At 36.7% G+C, this 23,231-nt stretch carries 22 protein-coding genes and 1 riboswitch; of the genes, 13 read left to right on the top strand and 9 right to left on the bottom strand.

Annotation, left to right across the window (positions count from 1 at the left end; all coding sequences use genetic code 11):
- The first annotated feature begins 91 nt into the window (after positions 1–91).
- Entirely contained in the window at positions 92–1,075 is a 984-nt protein-coding gene (locus KI430_RS01205; protein ID WP_248876477.1) for a lipoate--protein ligase, read from the top strand.
- 49 nt (positions 1,076–1,124) lie between these two features.
- Here the strand turns inward: KI430_RS01205 and KI430_RS01200 are convergent, their stop codons facing one another.
- The 7 genes from KI430_RS01200 to KI430_RS01170 all read right to left on the bottom strand — a co-directional run bounded on the left by KI430_RS01200 (position 1,125) and on the right by KI430_RS01170 (position 10,558).
- Positions 1,125–3,398, bottom strand: a complete 2,274-nt coding sequence (locus tag KI430_RS01200) for a DUF5074 domain-containing protein (protein ID WP_248876476.1) — start codon at positions 3,396–3,398, stop codon at positions 1,125–1,127.
- 141 nt (positions 3,399–3,539) lie between these two features.
- Positions 3,540–4,718: a cell surface protein gene (locus tag KI430_RS01195; protein WP_248876475.1), complete on the bottom strand. Its 1,179-nt coding sequence runs from the start codon at positions 4,716–4,718 to the stop codon at positions 3,540–3,542.
- Positions 4,719–4,940: 222 nt separating this feature from the next.
- Positions 4,941–6,077 carry a YncE family protein gene (locus KI430_RS01190; RefSeq protein WP_248876474.1) on the bottom strand — a complete coding sequence of 379 codons (1,137 nt, stop codon included), beginning with the start codon at positions 6,075–6,077 and terminating at the stop codon, positions 4,941–4,943.
- Positions 6,074–8,098 (bottom strand): TonB-dependent receptor plug domain-containing protein, encoded by a 2,025-nt coding sequence (locus KI430_RS01185; protein WP_248876473.1) that lies wholly within the window; start codon positions 8,096–8,098, stop codon positions 6,074–6,076. The genes KI430_RS01190 and KI430_RS01185 overlap by 4 nt, the downstream gene beginning before the upstream one ends.
- 110 nt (positions 8,099–8,208) lie before the next feature.
- Positions 8,209–8,395, bottom strand: a riboswitch (cobalamin riboswitch).
- A gap of 89 nt (positions 8,396–8,484) precedes the next feature.
- Complete coding sequence (locus KI430_RS01180) at positions 8,485–8,817, bottom strand: nuclear transport factor 2 family protein (RefSeq protein ID WP_248876472.1); 333 nt, start codon at positions 8,815–8,817, stop codon at positions 8,485–8,487.
- Between the two features lie 8 nt (positions 8,818–8,825).
- The gene (locus KI430_RS01175) at positions 8,826–9,737 is read right to left on the bottom strand and encodes a helix-turn-helix domain-containing protein (protein ID WP_248876471.1); all 912 of its coding nucleotides are present in this window, start codon (positions 9,735–9,737) and stop codon (positions 8,826–8,828) included.
- A gap of 11 nt (positions 9,738–9,748) precedes the next feature.
- Positions 9,749–10,558 (bottom strand): SDR family oxidoreductase, encoded by an 810-nt coding sequence (locus KI430_RS01170; protein WP_248876470.1) that lies wholly within the window; start codon positions 10,556–10,558, stop codon positions 9,749–9,751.
- Between the two features lie 188 nt (positions 10,559–10,746).
- On the opposite strand from KI430_RS01170, the gene KI430_RS01165 reads away from it, so the two are divergent.
- From KI430_RS01165 to pdeM, 12 genes are all read left to right on the top strand, one after another.
- On the top strand, positions 10,747–11,688 hold the full coding sequence (locus tag KI430_RS01165) for a helix-turn-helix domain-containing protein (protein ID WP_248876469.1): 942 nt from the start codon (positions 10,747–10,749) through the stop codon (positions 11,686–11,688).
- An 86-nt stretch (positions 11,689–11,774) separates the two neighbouring features.
- Complete coding sequence (locus tag KI430_RS01160) at positions 11,775–12,533, top strand: SDR family NAD(P)-dependent oxidoreductase (RefSeq protein WP_248876468.1); 759 nt, start codon at positions 11,775–11,777, stop codon at positions 12,531–12,533.
- 311 nt (positions 12,534–12,844) lie between these two features.
- Positions 12,845–13,708, top strand: a complete 864-nt coding sequence (locus tag KI430_RS01155; RefSeq protein ID WP_248876467.1) for an SDR family oxidoreductase — start codon at positions 12,845–12,847, stop codon at positions 13,706–13,708.
- Between the two features lie 34 nt (positions 13,709–13,742).
- Positions 13,743–14,252 carry a pyridoxamine 5'-phosphate oxidase family protein gene (locus KI430_RS01150; RefSeq protein WP_248876466.1) on the top strand — a complete coding sequence of 170 codons (510 nt, stop codon included), beginning with the start codon at positions 13,743–13,745 and terminating at the stop codon, positions 14,250–14,252.
- A gap of 88 nt (positions 14,253–14,340) precedes the next feature.
- Positions 14,341–14,931 carry a TetR/AcrR family transcriptional regulator gene (locus tag KI430_RS01145; protein ID WP_248876465.1) on the top strand — a complete coding sequence of 197 codons (591 nt, stop codon included), beginning with the start codon at positions 14,341–14,343 and terminating at the stop codon, positions 14,929–14,931.
- Positions 14,932–15,000: 69 nt separating this feature from the next.
- Positions 15,001–15,462 carry a hypothetical protein gene (locus KI430_RS01140; protein WP_248876464.1) on the top strand — a complete coding sequence of 154 codons (462 nt, stop codon included), beginning with the start codon at positions 15,001–15,003 and terminating at the stop codon, positions 15,460–15,462.
- A 2-nt stretch (positions 15,463–15,464) separates the two neighbouring features.
- Positions 15,465–15,767: a DUF3817 domain-containing protein gene (locus KI430_RS01135; RefSeq protein ID WP_248876463.1), complete on the top strand. Its 303-nt coding sequence runs from the start codon at positions 15,465–15,467 to the stop codon at positions 15,765–15,767.
- Positions 15,764–16,123: a rhodanese-like domain-containing protein gene (locus KI430_RS01130; protein WP_248876462.1), complete on the top strand. Its 360-nt coding sequence runs from the start codon at positions 15,764–15,766 to the stop codon at positions 16,121–16,123. The genes KI430_RS01135 and KI430_RS01130 overlap by 4 nt, the downstream gene beginning before the upstream one ends.
- Positions 16,124–16,165: 42 nt before the next feature.
- On the top strand, positions 16,166–17,182 hold the full coding sequence (locus KI430_RS01125) for a ligase-associated DNA damage response exonuclease (RefSeq protein ID WP_248876461.1): 1,017 nt from the start codon (positions 16,166–16,168) through the stop codon (positions 17,180–17,182).
- 262 nt (positions 17,183–17,444) lie between these two features.
- Positions 17,445–19,025: an ATP-dependent DNA ligase gene (locus KI430_RS01120; RefSeq protein ID WP_248876460.1), complete on the top strand. Its 1,581-nt coding sequence runs from the start codon at positions 17,445–17,447 to the stop codon at positions 19,023–19,025.
- A gap of 221 nt (positions 19,026–19,246) precedes the next feature.
- Positions 19,247–21,643, top strand: coding sequence for a ligase-associated DNA damage response DEXH box helicase (locus tag KI430_RS01115; RefSeq protein ID WP_410744678.1), 2,397 nt, complete (start codon positions 19,247–19,249; stop codon positions 21,641–21,643).
- A gap of 125 nt (positions 21,644–21,768) precedes the next feature.
- The gene (gene pdeM, locus KI430_RS01110) at positions 21,769–22,413 is read left to right on the top strand and encodes a ligase-associated DNA damage response endonuclease PdeM (RefSeq protein WP_248876458.1); all 645 of its coding nucleotides are present in this window, start codon (positions 21,769–21,771) and stop codon (positions 22,411–22,413) included.
- Here the strand turns inward: pdeM and KI430_RS01105 are convergent.
- The gene (locus tag KI430_RS01105; protein WP_248876457.1) at positions 22,410–22,670 is read right to left on the bottom strand and encodes a SemiSWEET transporter; all 261 of its coding nucleotides are present in this window, start codon (positions 22,668–22,670) and stop codon (positions 22,410–22,412) included. The two genes, pdeM and KI430_RS01105, sit on opposite strands and share 4 nt — an antisense overlap.
- A 79-nt stretch (positions 22,671–22,749) precedes the next feature.
- Positions 22,750–23,172, bottom strand: coding sequence for a cold shock domain-containing protein (locus KI430_RS01100; RefSeq protein ID WP_074233687.1), 423 nt, complete (start codon positions 23,170–23,172; stop codon positions 22,750–22,752).
- Positions 23,173–23,231 lie beyond the last annotated feature (59 nt).

The following is a 23,231-nucleotide window of genomic DNA, read 5'->3' as shown; positions in this document are numbered from 1 at the left end:
AAGAGTGCTCTTTTTTATTAAGGAAAGTTCTAAATAAAATCAATTTTATTAACGGCAAAAACTCAGTAATTTTGTTAGAAAATAGAACGATATGCTCATCATAGACTCCCCTTCTCACAATGCTTTTTTCAATATTGCTTCCGAAGAATATCTGCTGACCAAATTTCCGACCGAAAATATTTTCCTTCTTTACATCAATGCACCTTCGATTATTGTTGGGAAGTTCCAGAATACTTTGGCAGAAATCAATCTGGATTATGTGAATGACAATAACATCAAAGTTGTAAGAAGAATGTCGGGCGGAGGAACGGTTTATCACGATTTGGGGAATCTTAATTTCTCTTTTCACACGCTTTTGGGCGATTATGATTTTATGGATTTTTCACAATTCACAAGTCCGGTCCTTCAGCTTTTGAAAGACTGGAATGTTCCCGCAAAACTGGAAGGCAGAAATGACCTTTTGGTGGACGGAAAGAAATTCAGTGGCAATGCAAAATTGGCTCGAAGCGGAAAAATGATTCAGCACGGAACGATTTTGTTCGATTCTGAAATGAGTGTTCTGAGTGATGCTTTGAAAGTCAATCCTTTAAAATTTCTTGATAAAGCAACAAAATCCAATCGCTCCAGAGTGACCAATCTGATTGATTATTTACCAGAAGGAACCTCGATAGAAGTTCTGAAACAAAAGCTGATTGACGAAATCCTGAAAGGTTCCGACAATGGACAAATCTACAATTTCACAGATGAAGATATTCAAACCATTGAGAAATTAGTAAAAGAAAAATATGAAACTTGGGATTGGAACTTCGGATTTTCTCCGAATTATAACTTCAAAAAAGCAATTAAGATTCCTGCAGGTTTTATAGAAATCCATTTGGACGTTGAAAAAGGAATTATTAAAAAAGCCAAAATATTCGGTGACTTTTTTGCTTCAAAACCTATTGAAGAATTGGAAGATTTATTAATCGATGAAAAGCACGATATTGAAAATTTAAACCAAATTATTTCTAAAACCAACATCACAGATTATTTCGGAAAAGTGACTGTTGACGAGATTTTGGAATTATTCAAATAAAAAACCTTTAGAATAATCTAAAGGTTTTTAACAACTGAATTAATCAATATTATTTCTTGATGAATTTCTCCTGATAAGTTGCTTTATCCGTCGTCACTCTCAAGATGTAATTTCCTTTCAATAGTTTAGAAACATTGACTTGTCCATTCACAACTTTAGTATTGATTTGCTTCCCTGAAATGTCAAATAGAGAAACCTCAACAATTTTATCCTGAGATTTGATATTAAGAATTTCGGTTGTTGGATTTGGGTAGATGCTCAAATCCACTCTCTTGATTTCTGCCGTTGCAGCCAGTGAAGACGAAACAACAGTCAACGTTTTATCAACCACTTTTCCATTGGAGTTAAAACTTACCACTATAGAAGCCGTTCCTGCGGCCAAAGGTGTCAGAATTAATTCATCGTTGGTATTGATTTCCGCTTTAATTGCTGTGGTGTTGCTATTGGATTTGATTGATTTTAAAATAGATGATGAAAGATTATCAGCATCGGTCACAATCGTTTTCAAATCGATAGTTACAGCAGATGTAGCATTAATTTCTGTTGGGAAAGTTGAACTTACAACTGGCGCAGTTACATCCGGAAATACCGTCACAGCTGGGAACCAATAATAATCATTCAAGATTTTTGTATTCAATAAAGCACCTGTATTGCTGTAAGTATGAATCCAGTTTTTCTGATAATGTGCACCGTAACCGCTTTCTGTTGTATTAAGGATTAATTCGTCAGAAACAGGATTAACTCTCAAAGCTGCACCGTAAGGAATCTGCTTGTAAGTTCCTTCCTGTCCGGGAATTGTGATGAAGTTATCAACCAATGTTTTGTTTGTTACATCAAATTTAATAATCTTCGTACCAGATGTGAAAGCATTAACCGAGTTCATCCAGTACAAGGCATTTTGCTGGTTACTGTAAGTAAAACTTCCTGCGTTCCAGGCTCCCCAAGAACCTAGATATTGGGTTGCAGTAGAAAGCGCATATTCTGTTGTAGCAAAAGTTGTTGGATTAATGTTAATCAATTTCTGATTTTGAATCGCCCAGACACTTCCGTCCTTAGCCTGAACCACTGAGTGGAAAGCACCGGAAATTGTCTGAATTAAAGTATTAGTTTTCGGATCGATTACTAAAATACCTGTTGACTGTTTCACAGCAAAAACATACTGCGAAGTTCTCACCATATTTCCGATTTGTCCTGCATAAGCCGAACCGCCGCCAGTTCCCGCAATCATACTTCCCACTTGAAGATTATCGATATCAAATAAAAAGATTCCGTTGGATGCACCGATATAGCCCAAATGTTCATTCACACCAAGAAAAGAACGTCCATCTCCTCCACCGATGTTATCGAAGCCTTTAATCTTTTCCATTGTCAAAGCATTAGCAACTACCAATCTTCCGCCTGGTATGTATTGTGTATCGCCTCCGTCAGAAGCTTGTTTTGAAATGAAATAGAACTTATCACCGTAGATTGTACCAAACTGAGTCGTAGCACCAAAAGCCTGATTATTATTCTTCTCGCTGTAAACTCTGTAATAGATTTGGCCGTTGTCTCCTACAAAATTCACAGAACCGTTCGTATGACCAAACCATTCTTCATTCACCATAAAATAACCTTTGGTAAAATCTGCCTGTGCCGAATAAGCGGAAACAGGCGTCATCGTTGATGAGATATCAAAGCTTTCAAAATTTGGGTTGAAATTCCATACATCCCAGGAACCATTCTGCAATTGTCTGCTACTCGCTCCTAAACCAGAATACCCAAAATCCGTATCTGTAGGATCTTTTACCCAATACGACCAATAACCGGTGTACCATCCAGCTCCCCAATGGTCATTAGGATCAATCGCTGTATAATTATCAAAATCATAAGCTGTTGTATTAACAAATCCATCCACCGGATATAGCGGATAAGTTGTATTTCCATTATTGTAAAGTCCGATTGTTCCTTTTCCATCAAGGTCAAAACCAAGTCCGCCGATTGCACTTCCGTATTGTGTTCCTTGGTATAATAACGAAAAGAAACGCTTATCGGTTTTTGCAATCGCTTTCAGCATATCTTCGCCGGTTGCATTTCCATCCCATTTGAAGCCCCAAACCAAAGCATCCGGATTTTTAGCATCATTCCATTGAACAACGAAAGCCGCTTTATTAGAACCTGTTCCAACCCAATAGACGATATCATCCATCGTCAGATTGGCTTTTTTGGATTGTTTTTTAACCGAGTTTTGTTGGAGGTCATTTCTCGGAACACCTTGGACTGTGACTTGTGCATTGGTAAAAAATGCAAAGAATAACAGCATTGTCAAAAGATAAATCTTTTTCATTTTTAATTGATTTAAAGAATTTTTATTGTTGAATATTATTTTAAGGTATTTTAGATCTCGCGGATTATTTTGATTTGGTAGATGTTTGATTTTAAATTTGCAGAATCTGATAAATCTGCGAGAACCAATCTTTAATTGATTTTATTTTAAATGTAAATCGTAAGCACCAGCAACTTCTGTAGAAACTTCTCCCAGCCAGCCCGCTTCCTGATTGACTCCGGTATAAACTTTCACGAAATCGATTCCGGGAAGTTTGACGTAATTTCCGTTTTTATCAACTGCCCAAGAGATATCGATGTTGGAAGCCTCATCATTATTCGGAGCATTGTCCGCATAACCGAATTCATAGGATTTGCCAACCCAATAAGTTCCGCTTCCGCTCTGGTCATAATAATTGTTGGCGAGTTTAGTTCCGGTGAAACTGTAAGAAGCATCCGAAATCCATAATGGATAATAACTCTGAACGTGGAAAACATTTTTGGTTTTGTAACCAGAATTCCCCAGATTATCTGTCCACTTGATGTATTCCACATCGTTTTCCCAGTATTCGTTTCCGGTAACTGGCGGTTTGGATTCGTTGGGTTTGAAGTAATTGATGGTATAATTCTTTACGGTTGTATTTTTGAAATATTCGCTTCCTGCAATTTCGAACCATTCGTCTTCATCGGGTTTTCCATTTTTATTTTTGTCGTAAGCTACCAGAATGATTCCCGGTTCGCAAGAGCCCGAACGTTCTTCCGCAGACAAATCGCCCCAAAATGCATTGCCCAGAATCTTGAAATCTTTGCCATTCATATTTGGGATGGTGTGGTCAAATCCAAAAGTGACATAACCTCCAAATCCGCCCAGCGAAATCATCGAAGAATTGGAACCAACCAAAGATTGTTTCGCCTTCTGGATCATTTGTTCCGTAGTGTTTCCAGCAGAATATTCCGGAATCTCATTCATAAATTGACCAACAGCAGGACGAAAATCAAAAACATTGGAAATGTACTTGCTGTAAGAAACCGATTCTTTGTTGACAATGATTTTTGAAGTGTATGTTGTCGTTGTTCCGTTTGAAACAATTTTCAAAGTCAGAGGATAAGTTTTCGCATAAGGACTGATGAAATCCAAATTTGAATTATCCGATATAAGAGAATCATTAATTTTCCAAGTAAAAGTTCCTGAAATATTAGTCGGAATGTTCAATACTTTGAAACGGTCAACTGAATAAGATTCGGCGAGATTGAAAGTATTGGCTTCGTCATCGTTTTTACAGGCAATGATTCCCGCAAGAATGAAGAAGAGAAATGTAAGTTTTAAGTATTTATTTTTCATATTTATAATTTTTTGAACGCAAAGTGCGCAAAGATTTTTTTAACAATTAACTTCTTTAAAGTTCGCAAAGACGCTAACGCTCATCGAAGAAAAGCAGCTTTTTGGAACGTAATACGATTGCAGCCCGACTTGAGTGGAGCTCATTTTCTTTTTTGAGAAAAAAGAAAATAGCGGGAACGGAAGGCGGAAATAGCTGCCCAAATAATTCTTATCCATATCCATTTATTTATAGAGGAAAACAAAGTGTGCGGGAATATTGCCGCCTTCTGTTTTCCATTTGAATTTTCCGTTTTTATCGAAACAGTAAACAAATCCTGTGGAGACATAATTCCGCGCATCGGTTAGATAAATATCTTCTGTAATTGGATTGACAGCGATTCCGTAAGGCGTTTTGATGGCGTCCACGTATTCCTGGTCGATGATTTTGTTGGAAATGATTTGCTCAGTTTTGACATCGATGATTCCGAAAGATTTGGTGTAGGAATGTGTGTTGTAATTGAACTCGTTACCGTAGAAATAGAGCTTGCCATTCACAATCGTCATTTCGCTGACCGCAATTTTAAAGTCTTTTTTGACCGTTCCTGTTTTAGAATCAATTAAAAATAAACTCGAAGGAATTGTGTAGTAATCGCCTCTGGAGCTTACATACAAATCGCCGTCATCGTCCTTTGCAATGTGATGAAGATTAATCGCAACATCGATTTTTTTAGTTTCTGTAAATGTGTTCAAGTCAACGACTGAAACTGTTCTGTCATAATTCGGAAATCGGTAACCTCCTGAATTAGCAACGTAAAGATTGTTCCCAACAATCTGCATCTCTTCGGGTTGATAACCAACGACAACTTCTCTCTGGATGGACAATGAAAGCGTATCAATCTCAACGACTTTTCCAATCGGTGCATTGGGGTCAAGAGAAACCGGACCTGCGTAACTGGATGCGTAAGCTTTCCCATCTTTGAAAGTCATATAACGGCAGTTCTGCAACTGAATCGTTTTGATTCTTTTCGCCGTTTTGGCATCCAGAACCTCAATTTTATTGGATACATTGATGACCGCGTACATCTTGCTACCGTAGATTTTAATGTCATTTCCGACATCGCCGAGTTCTTTAACAACATCCGGATTGATTTCCGAATAGATATTTCTGTGGTAGGTTCCCGTCGTATAATCGAAGAAGTCCAAAGTCGCTTTGTTGGTTCCCATATTACCTTCGTTCAGAAGATAAAATCCTTTGATAGCCGTATTTTCCGGTGGTGCAAGACCTTTCACTACTTCTGGCCGAATAATGATATCATCCGTTCTGCACGACATCAAGAAGAGCAGTGCGAAAAGATTTAAAATAAGATTTAGTTTTCTCATAATGTAAAACTTAGAATGAGTTTAAAATTTCGTCCCGGCATTGGATAACTCAAAACCACTTCGTAAAACTGATTGAAAATATTGTTCATTTCCAGAGTGGCTTTGAACTGATGATTATTCATTTTAAATTTTTTCTGAATCGATAAATCGTGCGTGTACCAAGGCTGGATATAGTTATAAGCAATATTATCCTGATTAACATCGTAACGCTCTCCAACATAAATAAAACTGTAGTTGAAAGACCAGTCTTTGTAATCCGACATCAGCGTAAATGTCCCGGAATGCCAAGGTGTGTAAGGAATTTGGTCTCCAAAATAAGACTCATTTCTGTCAGAAAAATCTCGGGAACTTTGATAAGTGTAAGTCAATAATGGTTTTAATTTGACCTGACCAAGATTCAGATCTGCCTGAAAATTGACATCAGTTCCAATGATTTCCACCTCGCCGAGATTCAGCATCGTCCAGCGGAACATACTTCCGTTGGGGGCTGCAATGATTTTATCTTTGACCTTATTGAAATAACAGTCAACCTTGATGTAAAACGATTGGAAAATTTGATTTTGAAAAAATTTCTGATACGTGAATCCAACATCATATTGATTGGTAAACTCAGGTTTCAAAAGAGAATTTCCGATAACTGTGTAATACAAATCGTTGAAAGTCGGCATCCTGAAAGAGTTTTTATAGAAAGCCCTCAATGTCAATTCCTTGGAATCAAAAGGTTGATAACTCAAAAAAGCGGCTGGTGTCCATTCTGTTTTATCAGGCGATTTAGAATTTTTTTCCACTGTCTCGTTGATGAAAGTTCCTAAAACACTTCCAAGAAATTTCAGTTTTTTCCATTGATAAGTTGTGGCGAAAGCAGCCAAAGATGTGTATCTGGAAGGATAAGAAAAGTTGACCAAATCGGCATCCAAATGATTGTACTGGAAATCAACATTCACACTGAAATCCCAATTGGGCGTAATAGAATAAAGATTGGACGACGACAAATAAACCTCTTTCTGAATATAAGTATTAACAACAGGAAATGCTGCCTGAGTCTCCAAAGTATCAACAAATTTGGTATAATCGTATGCGAATTTGGCTTTAAACTGCGTCTCTATTTTTGGAAAAATTTTCTTGACAAGATTGGCTTGAACAAAGTAATTTTCATCCATCATTCTCTGTCCTCTCGCTCCAAATCTATTATTAACTATCGCTCCGGGAATTCCACGATTTGAAATATATCCGTAACCACGAACGTGCCAACTTCCTTTATCCAAACTACCGTGAAGACTGGTTTCAAAACGCTTAGCTCGAATATCAGAATCGAAACGTTTGGCAATCGTGTCATAAGCTGTTTCACCATCCGGATATTTTTTACGATAACGAAATTTGTAAATCCCGTCACTCTGCAAAAACTCAGAACTGAAACTCGCTGAAACTTTATCCGAAATCTTCTGTTCCAACCTGAATGACGGATTGAATAAATCGATAGAACTGTTTTTTAACCTCAGAACGAGATTTGTTTTTTTATTGAATTTAAATTGAGGCGTTTTTGGCTGAAGATAAATAGAACCGGATGAACCAAAGTCTTTGGCAGGCTGGAAAATTTCAGATTTCTGTCCGTTATAAAGTGAGATTTCCTCGATGTCATCCAGAGAAAACCTTCCTAAATCGACTAATCCATTTTGCGCATTTCCCAATTGGATTCCGTCATAGAAAACGCCAACATGCTGGCTTCCCATACTTCGGATGTTGATGGTTTTCAGTCCGCCAATTCCTCCATAATCTTTGATTTGAACACCTGAAAAATACCTCAATGCATCAGCAACCGAATGACTGTTGAGCCTTTCCAATTGTTCGCCAGAAAGTGTTTGCGCTGGTAAAATCTCCTTGGAACTCTTTTTGTAAACGTCAACTTTGAGAATCTCTGTCTCAATTGTATCTTTTTTAGATTGGGAAAAACACAGCGAAGAAGCTGTCACAAACATTGCAACAACAGCCTTGTAAAACCGAAAAGTAGATCGTGTCACCATTAGCTCATATCGAATAATGATGACGCTAATGGATGTAAGAAAGCAATGACAGAGTACAACGTGGGCTGCACAAAAATCATTGTTGACTAAGCTTTATTCCACGAAAGCGTCAATTATTTTAAACTTCTGGCAGGTCTTCTGACTTACTTCATTTTTGAAATCCTTCCCATCTTTCAACAGTGGATATAATTTTCAAAAATCTTTTTTGTGAAGCTTACAGCAGCGGGTCTGCTCCGGATTTTCACCGGATTCCCTATTAAGTGCTTTTTACAGCTCACCAGATTGGCGCAAATGTATAAAAAATAATTTTGAGTTTAATTCCTTTCTGAAAAACAAAAGTGATAAGAATTTCTCACCATTTTTTATAAATATCAAGGTCAATTATTTTAAATCAAATCCGCTTTCAAAAACTCAATTTTATCATCCTTAAAAATAAAATCAAAGGTTCCGCCAATTTTACCTTCAGGAAAATCACCTGTAAATTCCACTTCCAAATAAGCTGAATTTTCGTTAATTTCCAATTTCCTTAATTCAGTTTGAGTTTGATAACCGATAAAATAACTAACAAAATAATCCTTAATCCCATCTTTTCCAATAAATTTCATTCCAACCGAAGAATCATCTAAAACAGCATCCATCAGATAGAATTTCAAATATTTTTCGGTGTCATAACTATTACTGACTGTAATCCAATCTTTAATCAACTTTTCTATATTCATTTCAATAATTAATTATGATTAAAACTTTGTTTGAATTGTACTGGCGTTTGATTGGTCTTATTTTTAAATAACTTGCTGAACGATTGAGGATGCTCAAAGCCCAATTGATAAGCAATCTCCGAAACAGAAAAACTCGTGGTTGTCAAATATTCTTTAGCTTTTTCGATGAGCTTTTCGTGAATGATTTGCTGTGCATTTTGTCCCGTCAAAGAACGTAGCATATCACTTAGATATCTTGGGGAAAGGTTCAATTCTGTAGCGAGAAATTCTACGGTTGGAAGACCTTTGTTCAAACTTTGTTCTTTATCAAAATAAACTTTTAAAAGCTCTTCAACTCTCGAAAGCAGATCGTGATTCACAGCTTTTCTTGTGATGAATTGTCGCTTGTAAAAACGATTGCTATAATTGAGCAAAACCTCCATATGAGAAATAATCACATCCTGGCTGAAATCGTCAATCGTGTTATTCAGTTCTTCTTTAATATTATCAAAAACCGAAAAGATCGTCTGTTTTTCTTTGTCCGATAAAAACAAAGCTTCATTCGCGGCGTAAGAAAAGAATCCCAAGCTTTTGATTCGCGTTGCCAAAGAATAATTCCTCAGAAAATCGGGATGAATGAGCATTGTCAAACCTTCATATTCCGTGTCATCCGACGTTGTGGAAATCAGTTGGTTGGGAGCGGTAAAAACCATTCCGCCTTCATCAAAATCATAATAACCTTGGCCATAACCAATTTTACCTTTTAGTGTTTTTTTATATGAAATCTTGTAGAAATTGAACAAAAAATGCTGGTTAAGAAGATTTTCATCAACAACCATATTAGCATTGTCATTGATACTGATCAAGGGATGAACAGGCTTATCAAAATTCAACATTTCGTGAAGCTCTGATATAGAATTTACTTTTATCGGATTATTCATTTCTTAATTTTTTAGTTGAGTAAACTTCCAAAAACCATCTGTTTCATTTCCTGAACTGCAGCTTCCGAACCTATTTCCAAACGACGATTGTACAACTGGTTCGCGAATTCTCCAGTTACATATCGCAACTGATTTTTGCCGTCTGTCGCCGCTTCATAAACCACATCCGCAATCCATTCTACAGGTTCGAAGTTGTTGGGATTCATCAGTTCAAATAATTTCTGCGTTCCGTTTTCATAAGCCGGATGATTGGCAATAGCTAAAGATTCTCCTGCAAAATTAGTTTTAATTCCGCCCGGTGCAATGGTTTTGATACCAACATTGTGTAAAGCAAGTTCAAAAGACATACTTTCGCTCCAGCCTTCCAAAGCCCATTTTGTAGCGTGATAAAGCGAATCCAGAGGAAAAGTCAATAATCCGCCGATCGATGTTGTGGTAATGAATAATCCGTTTCTATTCTTTCTGAAATAAGGAATGAAAGCTTGTGTCACACGAATGACTCCGAGTAGATTAGTGTCTAATTGTTTCACGATTTGCTCGTCTGTCAAAGCTTCCAAAGCCCCAATCAAACCATAACCTGCGTTATTGAAAACCACATCAATCGTGTGAAGTTCAATCGCTTTTTTTACTGTTTCCTGAATCTGTTCCAAATTGGTAACATCCAAAGGAAGCAATATTACATTGTCCAATTGAGAAAGTTCGGTTTCGTTTTGTGGATTTCGCATTGTAGCAATTACATTCCAGCCTTTGGACTGAAATAGTTTTGCGGTTGCTTTCCCTAATCCTGATGATGCGCCTGTGATAAAAATTGCTTTTTGCATTGTAAATTTTGTTTAAATTTTATAATACAAATGTCTGCAGAAGCAGCAAGCGAAATGTTGCCAAAATGAGTTTGGTTGTAGCCAAAATGACGGAATGATTCAATTTTATATATAAATGGAATCTTCTATTAAGTAATATATCTTTTGAAATCAACTTCAAACCCGTATCTTTGATTTTTACAAATACAATGAGTTCTATCACCATCAAAGAATTTTATCAGGATATTCTTGGAGATACTTGTCCAGATATCAATCAATTCCTAAATGAAAATATTAATAAGGATATTGGCCACTTCAATGTTTTTGATATTTCTGAAATTTACAGAAGCTGTAAATCGAAAACCGAAATGCCTTACAACAGACGAACTTATTACAAAATAAGCCTAATTAACGGACAGAATAAAGTGGAATATGCCGATAAAACAATCCAGATTGAAGATTGTGCCGTTCTTTTTGCATCACCAAAAATTCCTTATAATTATACACATCTCTGCACAGACCAATCCGGACATTTTTGTGTTTTCACCAAGGATTTTTTACCAACTACTAAGATTGGATTAGAACTGGATAATCTTCCTGTGTTCTCTGCAAACAGCGATTTTATTTTTCAGATTACTACAGAACAATATCTTCAGTTCGAAGCTATATTCCTGAAAATGCACGAAGAAATCAAGTCGGATTATCTATATAAATATGATTTGCTGAGAAATTATGTGATGGAACTGATTCATTTTGGCCAGAAATTAAAACCAATCCAACCCATTGAAAATAATAAAACTGCCGCTTCCAGAACCACAACATTATTTATCGAATTACTGGAAAGACAGTTTCCCATCGAAAACATCAGTCAGCTTCTGCAACTGAAAACACCTGCTGATTTTGCCGGAATATTGGGAGTCCACGTGAATCACTTGAATAGAGTTTTAAAGGAAACAACCGGAAAAACGACCGGAGAAATCATTGGAAGCCGAATTTTCCAGGAAGCTAAAATATTATTAACCCAAACACAATGGAATATTTCTGAAATTGCTTTCACATTAGGTTTTGAAGAAGTCGCGCATTTTTCTAACTTTTTCAAGAAACACAGTCAACAATCACCACAACATTATCGAGAACTATTGATTGTTTGATTTTCACAAATATCAATTTGATTTATGCAAATAGGTTAATGCCCAGATTTTTCAACTTTGTATCATTAATTAAAACATTAAAAAAAATGGCAAGTAAAATAGCATTAGTAACTGGCGGAAGCCGTGGATTGGGTAAAGATTCAGCTTTACAATTGGCAAAAAAAGGATTTGATCTTATTATCACTTATCAAACGAAAAAAGAGGCTGCAGACGAAGTCGTAAAAGAAATTGAAAGCATCGGACAAAAGGCATTCGCTTTACCTTTGGATATTTCAACAACTACTGGCTTTGACCAATTTGTAACAGAAGTAAAAAATATTTTGGACAATCAATTTGCATCTGCAAAGTTGGACGCTTTGGTTAATAACGCAGGAATCGGAATTAATCAAAGTTTTGAAACAACAACCGAGGAAACGTTGGATGCGATGACGAATATCCATTTCAAAGGACCTTACTTTTTAACCCAAAAATTATTACCATTGCTGAATGACGGAAGCAGCGTTGTGAACACATCTTCTGGTTTGGCAAGATTTTCTTTCGCTGGATATTCTGCTTATGGAGCAATGAAAGCGGCGATTGATTCTTTATCAAGATACCAAGCTTTGGAATTGGGAAGCAGAAAAATAAGAGTGAACTCCATTGCGCCTGGTGCCATTGAAACTGATTTTGGAGGCGGCGTTGTGCGTGACGTGGCAGATTTGAACAACCATATCTCGTCTGAAACAGCTTTGGGAAGAGTTGGTTTGCCAGATGATATCGGAAGCGTTGTTGCTTTCCTTTGTTCTGATGATTCTAAATGGATTAATGCACAAAGAATTGAGGTTTCTGGTGGATTTAAAATTTAATAGAGTCTAACTAAATTTTCAAAAAAAGTCTGTTCACAAATTGTTGAACGGACTTTTTTATATAAGGAAGCCGCATCGTTTTTTTATTGCGATTGTGAAAAAGTTATACTGATAATTCCTCCAGCCTTTTACGACATAGTTTAATCAAAAATTAATGTAAGCCCAAATAAGTATAGAAATTTGAATTGAAATTTTCATTTAGTCGCTTTAATTGATAAAAAATCTGCTGGTTTTTCTATCGGATATTTTTTCGCTTGATTTTTATTAATTCATAAATAGCACATTATTTGTAATTATTCCGAAAAGTAAAAATGGAAAAGGAGACGAAAAAGAAAATAAGACCTCAGCAGAAACAAAGACGGCCGGGATTGGAAAAGAATATGAATCCAATTCCTGAAACTGATCCAATCAATTATCCGAAAGAAGGAAAGTTAAAAAACAAAGTCGCTTTAATTACTGGCGGAGACAGTGGAATCGGGAAAGCAGTTGCTCTACTGTTTGCAAAAGAAGGTGCTGATATTATCATTGCTTATCTCAGCGAAACCAAAGATGCCAAAGAAACTAAAAAAGAAGTAGAAGCTTATTCCAGAAAATGCACTTTAATAAAAGGAGATTTGGGAAAAGAAAATCATTGTAAAAAAGTGATCGAAACTACAATAAAAATTCACAAAAAAATCGATATTATCATCAATAATGCTGGTCTACATTGGGAATCAGAATCTATTGAAGAAATTTCTACAGATCAATTGGTAAGAACATTTGAGAATAATGTTTTTTCTTATTTCTGGGTTACAAAATATGCGTTACCTTATTTAAATAAAGGTGCGAGCATTATCAACACTTCATCCGTAACCGCTTACCGAGGAAGTCCAAAATTAATAGACTATTCTGCTACAAAAGGTGCTATCATTTCTTTTACAAGAAGTCTTTCCGCTAATTTGATCGATAAAGGAATCCGAGTGAATGCTGTTGCACCTGGTCCAATCTGGACACCACTAATTACATCATCATTCAAACCCAAAAAGAATTCTGAATTCGGGAGTGATTCGCCAATGAAGCGTGCGGGACAGCCCAATGAGGTGGCTCCAAGTTTCCTATTTTTAGCCAGCGACGATTCTAGGTACATAAGCGGTCAAGTCTTACATCCTAATGGCGGGGAAATTGTTAATGGATAATTTAAAATTTACAAATCACTAAAAATAAAACATTATGTCTACAGAAAATCTTACACAGCAAGAAGCAATTAAAAAAATTAAGGAACTATCTGAAAAAGCCAGGATTTGTATGTTCGCCACAGAACTAGACAGATTACCAGTCAATTCGAGACCAATGTCTTTGCAGGAAACCGACGACAATGGAAATCTTTGGTTCATCAGTAGCGAAACAAGTAATAAAAATTTCGAAATCAAGGAAGATAATCGCGTACAACTTTATTTTATGAATAACAGCGATTCCGAATACCTTTCTATCTATGGAGAAGCCTTTGTTTACACAGACCGTGCAACCATCGAAGAAAAATGGTCACCAATGGCCAATGCGTGGTTCGATGGAAAAGATGACCCAAATGTTTCCATCATTCGAGTTGAACCAAAAGACACTTATTACTGGGATACAAAAGCCGGAAAAGTAGTTAGTCTTCTAAGTTTTGTCGCAGCTGCTGTTACTGGAAATAAAACAGATAATTCCGACGGCGTCGAAGGAAATGCAGTAATCAATTAAAAATCAGAATCATTCAACTCCAGCAAAATTTGCTGGAGTTTTTTATTAAAATAATTTGTTCCTTTGCAAAAAGCTCATCCGGCATTTTATGAAAAAGTCACAGGAAACACGATTGAATATTCTCCAAAAAGCATTTGATTTAATATACAAAAAAGGTTATCAGACCACCAGTGTGGATGAGATTCTTGCGACTACTCAGGTGACAAAAGGAGCGTTCTACTATCACTTCAAAACGAAGGACGAAATGGGTTTGGCGATCATTAATGATCTTATGATTCCCAACTTCAAAAATACTTTCATTGAACCTTTTCAAAATATTGTAAATCCGTTAGATGGAATTTATAACTTAATGTATAATCTGCTAATGGAAAACGACACGCTAAAGGTTGAATATGGCTGTCCGGCTTCCAACTTTACCCAGGAAATGGCGCCTTGGAACATTGATTTTACCAAGGCTCTGAATACACTTTCCTTACAATGGGAAAACACAATGATTGAAGCGATTGAAAAAGGCAAAGAAAACGGTTTGTTGAAAGCTGATGTTGAAGCAAAAGAAGTTGCCGTTTTTGTACTTTCAGGATATTGGGGAGTAAGAAATTTAGGAAAATTAGAGAATTCCAAATCCGTTTATCTTGTTTATTTAAAAGGCCTTAAGTCGTATTTTGAAACCCTGAAATAATTTTTTTGATTAAAAACATACTAATTAGTATGTTTTTGTTTTACCTTTGTCTCATTATTAAAAAAATTAATGATGTATCAGACATTGACTTTCTTGCACTCTACTTTTCGGTGGTTGGTTTTATTGAGTTTAGTTTACTCGATTTTCAGGGCTTACAAAGGATATTTTTCAAATAAAGAATTCTCAAAAACAGACAATTCCGTGAGGCATTGGACGGCAACGATTGCTCATATTCAGTTGGTTCTGGGAATTACTTTATATTCTCAAAGTCCGATCATTAAATACTTTTGGAACAATTTTGATGAGGCTAAAAAGTCGTTTGATCTTTTATTTTTCGGAATAATCCATATTTTCCTGATGTTGTTTTCTATTATTTTAATTACAATCGGTTCATCCATTTCTAAAAGAAAAACAACTAACAAAGAGAAGTTTAAAATAATGTTGATTTATTTTGTCATTGCTTTGATTATCATTTTTATAGCCATTCCGTGGCCATTCTCTCCTCTCGCTAACAGACCTTATTTCAGATAATTATGATTGATTTATTTAAAACTAAAATCGGACGGTTAAGAATTATTGCGATTCTCGAAGGAATTTCATTATTAACCTTAGTATTCATTGCAGTTCCATTAAAATATGGCTTTGATAATCCAGCTTTTGTAAAAATGATGGGACCGATTCACGGTTCGTTATTTCTACTTTTTTTATTCAACACTTTGAGCGTCGGTGTCGAACAGAATTGGAAGTTTAAAGAAATAACTTGGAAAGTGCTTTTAGCCTGCATTATCCCGTTTGGAACATTTTATATTGACAGAAAAATTTTAAGCAAACTATGAAAAATGTATTGATTTTCTGCGGAATCATCCTTGCCATTAATGTCGTGTACAGAATTTATAAATATCAGACTTTGGATAAGGATTTAGATAAATTGATAAAAAACGGAGCAATCATTCTCGATGTAAGAACGGAAAAAGAATTTGAAATGGGTCACATTGCCGGTTCTCAGAACATTTCTTTAGGAACAATCCGTGAAAGATATATAGAACTTGATCCGAATAAAACTTATATTACCGTTTGTTCTCACGGTTTGAGAAGCGTAAAAGTGGAGAATATCTTAAAGGAAAAAGGATTCAAAAATGTCCATAACGGAGGAGCGTGGAGTGATTTGCAGAAAAGTTTGAACTTAAAATAAATTGGTCAGCTTTTTGAATATTCAAAAGAAACCTGAATTCTTTTGAAACTCATCACATTCACAAACAAGGGCATCTACTGTCCGCAAGGGAAATTTTACATCGATCCTTGGCGACCGGTTGATTTGGCGGTTATTACGCACGGTCACGCCGACCACGCCCGTTGGGGAATGAAAAAATATCTCTGTCATCATTTTACAAAACCTATTTTAAAGAAAAGAATTGCTGAAGATATTGAATGTCAGACTTTACAATATGGCGAAGTTCTCAATATCAACGGTGTAAAACTTTCGCTTCATCCGGCGGGTCACATCATTGGTTCTGCGCAAATCCGTTTAGAATATAAAGGTTATGTGAGTGTAATTTCAGGCGACTACAAAGTTCAGGATGACGGATTGAGTACACCTTTTGAACTTGTAAAATGCAATGAATTTGTGACAGAAAGTACTTTCGGACTTCCGATTTACAACTGGCTGGAAGTAGATGATCTGAACAAAAGAATGCAAAGCTGGGTTTTACGTAATCAGGAAAATCAGAAAACATCAGTATTCATAGGCTATTCTTTGGGAAAAGCGCAAAGAGTGATGAAAGCGGTGGAAGGAATAGGGAAAATTCACGTCCACTACTCTATTGGTAAGCTCAATCAGGCTTTTGAGGAAGTCGGAATTCAACTTCCCGATTATGAAGTTCCTGATTTTAGGGAAAATATTAAGCACGTTGCGGGAGATATCGTTATTGTTCCACCCGCATTATTGGATTCCAATGTTATTAAGAAAATTCCCGATGCGGCAACAGCAATTTGCTCTGGTTGGATGCAGGTTCGTGGTGCCAGAAGATGGCGAAGTGCGGATGCTGGTTTTGCAATGAGCGATCACGCCGATTGGAAAGGTTTGTTACAAGCGATCAAGGCAACCGAAGCCGAAATCGTCCACGTGACACACGGGCAAACCGAAGTTTTTTCTAAATATTTAAATGAAATCGGAATCAAATCTGATGTTGTTGAAACATTGTACGGCGACGATGACGAAGAAGAAACTGAAAAAGAAATTATCAAAGATTAAAGCAATGCTTGAAAAGTTCCGTAGGAACTTACTGTTAATAGCAAAAAGAATTAACGGTAAAGCGGAGCTCCGTAGGAGCGACCTATTAATAACAGCATATAAAGCAGAGAATCTCTCACAGCCCGACTTGAGTGGAAATTCTTTTTTTGCTGGACTAAAATTTTGAAAATGTCTTGTAAAAAAGATGGACTACGTCGAAACACTCCGTTAGGTTTGGGAACGGAAGGCAGATTAAGCTGCCCAAAATTATAAAAATTTAGAAATGAGACATTTCGCTGAACTCATCAACGCTCTCGAAAGCACCAACAAAACCAACGCTAAAATCGATGCCATCATCGATTACCTGGAACGCGCGCCTGATGAAGATAAAGTCTGGTTCATCGCTTTGTTTACGGGGAAAAGACCAAAACGAAACGTGAACACCAATTATATGAAAGAATGGGCATTGGAAATCACGCAATTGCCGTTTTGGCTGTTTCAGGAAAGTTATTCTTCGGTCGGCGACTTGGGAGAAACATTGTCCTTAATTCTTCCGCCTCCAACCGAAAAAATCGAACGTTCTTTATCGGAATGGATGAATGATATTATCAACCTTAAAACAAAAACTGACCTCGAGAAAAAGGAATTTGTTCTGAATTCCTGGAACGGTTTGGATTATACAGAACGTTTGATTTTTAACAAATTGCTGGGCGGAAGTTTCAGAATTGGCGTTTCAGATAAGACTTTGATTAATGCCCTGACTAAATTTTCCGAACAGGAATCCAGTGCCTTGATGCACAGTTTGATGGGGAAATGGTTGCCGAATGAAGTTTCTTTTCAGGAATTGATTTCAGCAGAAAACGTCAATCCCGACAATTCAAAACCTTATCCTTTTTGTCTGGCTTATCCTTTGGAAAAAGATTTGGAAGAACTCGGAACGCCCGATGAATGGTTGATTGAATACAAATGGGACGGAATTCGTGGTCAAATCATCAGACGAAATGACGAAGTTTTTATCTGGTCAAGAGGCGAAGAGCTGATTACCGAACAGTTTCCTGAAATCAAAGAAGTGGTTCAACAGATGAAAGGTAATTTTGTTATTGACGGAGAAATTCTGGCTGTAAAAGATAATAAAGTTTTAAATTTCAATGAATTACAAAAGCGTCTCAACCGAAAAACTCTAACCAAGAAAATGCTTTCCGACATTCCGATTCAGGTTTTTGCTTATGATTTGTTAGAATTGGAAAGCAACGATTTGCGGGAAAAACCGATTTCCGGAAGACGTGCAATGCTGGAAGAATTATTACTGAACGAAGGCCCTGAAAACATCAGAATTTCACAACAAATTGAGTTTGAAGATTGGAACGAATTAGACCAAATCAGGGAAAGTTCCAGAGAAATCAACAGTGAAGGTCTGATGCTGAAACAGAAAAATTCTCCATACCATTCCGGACGAAAAAAAGGCGACTGGTGGAAATGGAAAATTAATCCGTTAACCATTGATGCGGTTTTGATTTACGCCCAAAAAGGCAGCGGACGAAGAAGCGCATATTACACCGATTATACTTTTGCCGTTAAAAACGAGGATAAATTAGTCACAATTGCCAAAGCGTATTCCGGATTAACAGATAAGGAAATTATGGAAGTCAGCAAGTTCGTGAATAAAAATGCGATCGAGAAATTTGGTCCGGTTCGAACCGTAAAACCTGAACTGGTTTTCGAAATTGCTTTTGAAGGAATCGGTTTCAGTAATCGCCACAAAAGTGGTGTTGCCTTGCGTTTCCCAAGAATCCTGAGATGGCGAAAAGATAAAACAGTGGATGAGATTGATAATATTGAGGAGATAAAAAAGTTAATACAGTAATTTGAATATTAAACATTAAGGCATTAAGTTTTAATTTTTACTTAATGTTTTTAAACAAAATCAATTTATTGATTCTTAATAAATTATTTCATTCAATATTCTTAAATTCTTAATGTTGAAGAAATAAACGAGTTTATTTTATTAAGAAGAACTAAGTATAAAATAAAAAAAAATTGAGCAACTTCGAAAATACCGACGGCTACAAAATCATTCAAAACTGGATGAGCGATAAAGGTATTTCTCCATTCAAGTTTCAGATTCAGACTTGGCAGAAATTTGGGAATGGTTATAGCGGAATGGTGGTTGCGCCAACCGGATTTGGGAAGACGTATTCCGTTTTCTTAGCTTTAATTTCAGACTTTCTAAATTATCCCGACCAATACAAAAAGGGACTGAAAATGATTTGGATTACGCCGCTCCGTTCCCTTTCGAAAGATATTGCCAAGGCAATGCAGGAAGCGATTGACGAAATCGGACTGGATTGGACAGTCGGAGTCAGAAATGGCGACACCGACCCAAAAGTCCGGCAACAGCAGGTCAAAAATATGCCCGAAATTCTCGTGGCAACTCCCGAAAGTTTACATCTTCTTCTCGGGCAGAAAAATCATCAGCGTTTTTTCACGAATTTACAAACAATTGTTGTCGATGAATGGCACGAATTATTGGGTTCAAAACGTGGCGTTTTGGTGGAATTGGGGATTTCGCAATTAAGAAATTATGTTCCCAAAATGAAGATTTGGGGAATTACGGCAACAATCGGAAACCTCGATGAAGCGATGCAAGTTTTGATTCCTTATCCAATTAAAAAAACAAAAGTTACCGCCAAAGAACACAAGAAAATTGAGATTCTTTCCGTCTTTCCGAATGAAGTTGAAATTTTGCCTTGGGCAGGACATCTCGGGCAAAAATTGGCGGATAAAGTTGTTCCAATTATTCTCGAATCAAAATCAACGATTGTTTTTACCAATACGAGAAGCCAAAGTGAAATGTGGTATCAATTATTGCTCAATGCTTATCCAGATTTTGCCGGACAAATCGCAATTCATCACAGTTCGATTGATGCACATCTGAGAATTTGGATTGAGGAAAATTTAAGTTCAGGAAAACTGAAAGCCGTTGTTTCAACGTCGTCTCTGGATTTAGGAATTGATTTTAAACCTGTTGATACGGTTATTCAGATTGGCTCTGCAAAAGGTGTTGCGAGGTTTCTGCAGCGTGCCGGACGAAGCGGTCACTCCCCTTTTGAAACTTCAAAAATCTATTGTGTTCCGACCCATTCTTTGGAATTGATTGAAGTTTCAGCCCTGAAAGAAGCCGTCAAACAAAATGTGATTGAGCCTCGTGAACCGCAGGTTTTATGCTTCGATGTTTTGGTTCAGTTTCTGATGACTTTGGCGATTGGCGACGGATTTTATCCCGAAGAAACCTATGAAAGAATCAAGCAGGTTTACACATTTCAGGAAATGACGGACGAAGAATGGAAGTCGATGATTGATTTTCTCACAATTGGTGGAAGCGCGCTGAAAAGCTACGAAGAATACCATAAAGTCGTGGTAATGGAAGATGGTCTGCACAAAGTAACTTCCCGAAGAATTGCGATGCTTCACCGGATGAATATGGGTGCGATTGTGAGCGATGCGATGCTGAAAGTGAAATTTATTTCCGGCGGATACATCGGGATGGTTGAGGAATATTTTATCTCGAGATTAAAAAAAGAAGAGAAATTTATCTTGGCCGGAAGAGTTCTGGAAGTCGCAATGATAAAGGATATGACGGTTTTCGTTCGGGCTTCCAAAGGAAAAGCGCAGGCTCCGAGTTACTTGGGCGGAAGATTACCATTGAGTTCTAATCTCGGTCAGTTTTTGCGTGAAAAATTATCCGGAGCGCTTAATCCGAAAGCTTCTGAAAAAGAACTAAAATTCCTGCATCCGCTTCTGGTTAATCAGGAAGAACGGTCGCACATTCCGAAGGATAATGAATTTTTGGTGGAATTGATTAAGAACCGTGAAGGTTATCATCTGTTTATGTATCCTTTCGAGGGTCGTTTGGTGCACGAAGTAATGGCTGCATTGATTGCTTACCGGATTTCAAAGCTGGCTCCGATTTCCTTTTCGATGGCGATGAATGATTACGGCTTTGAACTGTTCAGTGATAAAGAAATTCCGCTTAATGAAGAAAATTTAGACAAAATTTTAACGAGAGAAAATCTAATGACTGATGTGATTTCCAGCATCAATGCGGCAGAAATGGCAAGGAGAAAATTCCGTGATATTGCGGTGATTTCCGGGATGGTTGTTCAGAATTTTCCCGGACAACAGCGCTCCAACAAATCTTTGCAAAGTTCGGCAGGTCTTATTTTCAAAGTTCTGGAAGACCACGACCCGAATCATTTCCTCGTGCGACAGGCTTATACGGAGGTATTCAATATGCAATTGCAGGAACAGCGTTTGGTTGAAGCATTCAAAAGAATCGAAAAATCAAAAATTATCCTGAAATTTGCCAACGCTTTTACGCCACTGAGTTTCCCGATAAAAGTAGACAGTTTGAGACAGACTTTGACGAGTGAAGATTTGGATTTGAGAATTCAGAAACTGATTCAGCAGGCGAAGAAAAAATAATATTTGTTTTTGTGAATTTTGCAGTGTTTTTGTCATTCCGTGGGAATCTCAGCTGTTTAGATTGACTTCGTCGAACCGCTACGCTAGGTTTCTTACGGAATGACAAAGATTATGTTTATTTAATTATGAAAATAGCAACAAAAAATATCAACATAAAAAACGAAGTTTTTACCTTAACCAATCAGCGTGCCTTGTTTTGGAAAAAAGAAAAAGCGTTGATTCTCTCCGATTTGCACATCGGAAAAACCGCTCATTTCCGCAAAAACGGGATTGCCCTCTCCGACCAGGTTTTTGAAAACGATTTGCAAAGATTATCCGTTCTCATAGAATATTTTAAACCCGAAAAGTTCCTTGTGGTCGGTGATTTATTGCACGCCGGAGACAATTCTGGTGTCGACAAATTCTGCGAATGGAAAAACCAATTTCCAAATCTTGAATTTCATCTGATAGAAGGCAATCACGACAGAATTTCAAAAAAACTGGAAGCCAAACTCTGCCTTAATTTCAGAGATGAATTTCTCGAAATTGATGAATTTATTTTCGTTCACGATTTTCAGAAAAAGAATGAGAAATTTCAGATTACGGGTCATATTCATCCGGGATTTGTCATCAATTCCTCGGTGAAAAATATCAAATTGCCTTGTTTTGTTGTCTCAGAAAGTCAATTATTGCTTCCTGCTTTCAGCGAGTTTACAGGATTAGATACAAAAAATCTCCCTAAAAAAGGAAGATTCTATGTGTTTACGGATGCTGAGATTTATGAGATTTAGTTTTTCTTTTTGAAAATAATACAGCATACCAGCAAAGTTAGATTGACTAAAACCGAAAAACCATTTGATAAAATAATTGGTAATTCGTCCTGTAAGATTCCGTACCAAACCCAAAGTGATAATCCTGTAATCAAAACCAAAAGCATCACAACGGAAATATCTTTGGCATTTTTCTCCTTGATAACTTTGATGAGTTGTGGCATCATTGCGATTGATGTAATTCCTCCGGCAATTAAACCTAGTAATTCTATATTCATAAATTACTTTTATCTAAAATGAAGCCAAAAAAAATAAGCTCCGACTGGAGCTTATTGTAAATATTTTAAAATCAAAAAGTTATTTGACAAGTTCGATATTGACTGCCGAAAAGCCTTTTGGGGATCTTTCTTTTTCGAAAGCTACTTTGTTTCCTTTTTTTACCGGCACTGCACAATTGTTACTATGGAAAAAGATATTTTCGTTGGTTTTATTTTCAGTGATGAAACCGTATCCTTTTTCACTTAAGAAAGTTACGATTCCTGTTTTCACAGCTTCTTCTGCTTCCACAGGCGCTGCACCTAACTGGATGTTATCCAAATCTACTTCCAACTTCTCCTCTGGAGGTGTAGAAGTCAATCTTCCGTATGCATCCACATACATAAACTCGATGTCTTTTCCTTTGTCGTTATTAGTTTTACGCTCTTCACGACGAAGTGCTTTTTCTTTTTGTTTTTGTTGTTTTTTCTTGAAATTTTCTTTTTTGGAGAAAGAATCTGCCATAAATTATGTTTGTTATTTTAGTTATTGAAATGAAGTTACGAAGTCCGAAATGAGTTCAT

The organism is Epilithonimonas zeae, from assembly GCF_023278365.1.
In the GTDB taxonomy this organism is placed as follows: domain Bacteria; phylum Bacteroidota; class Bacteroidia; order Flavobacteriales; family Weeksellaceae; genus Epilithonimonas; species Epilithonimonas zeae_A.
The sequence above is the reverse complement of the archived record's forward strand: the minus strand, read 5'-3'. Positions and strand labels throughout refer to the sequence as shown.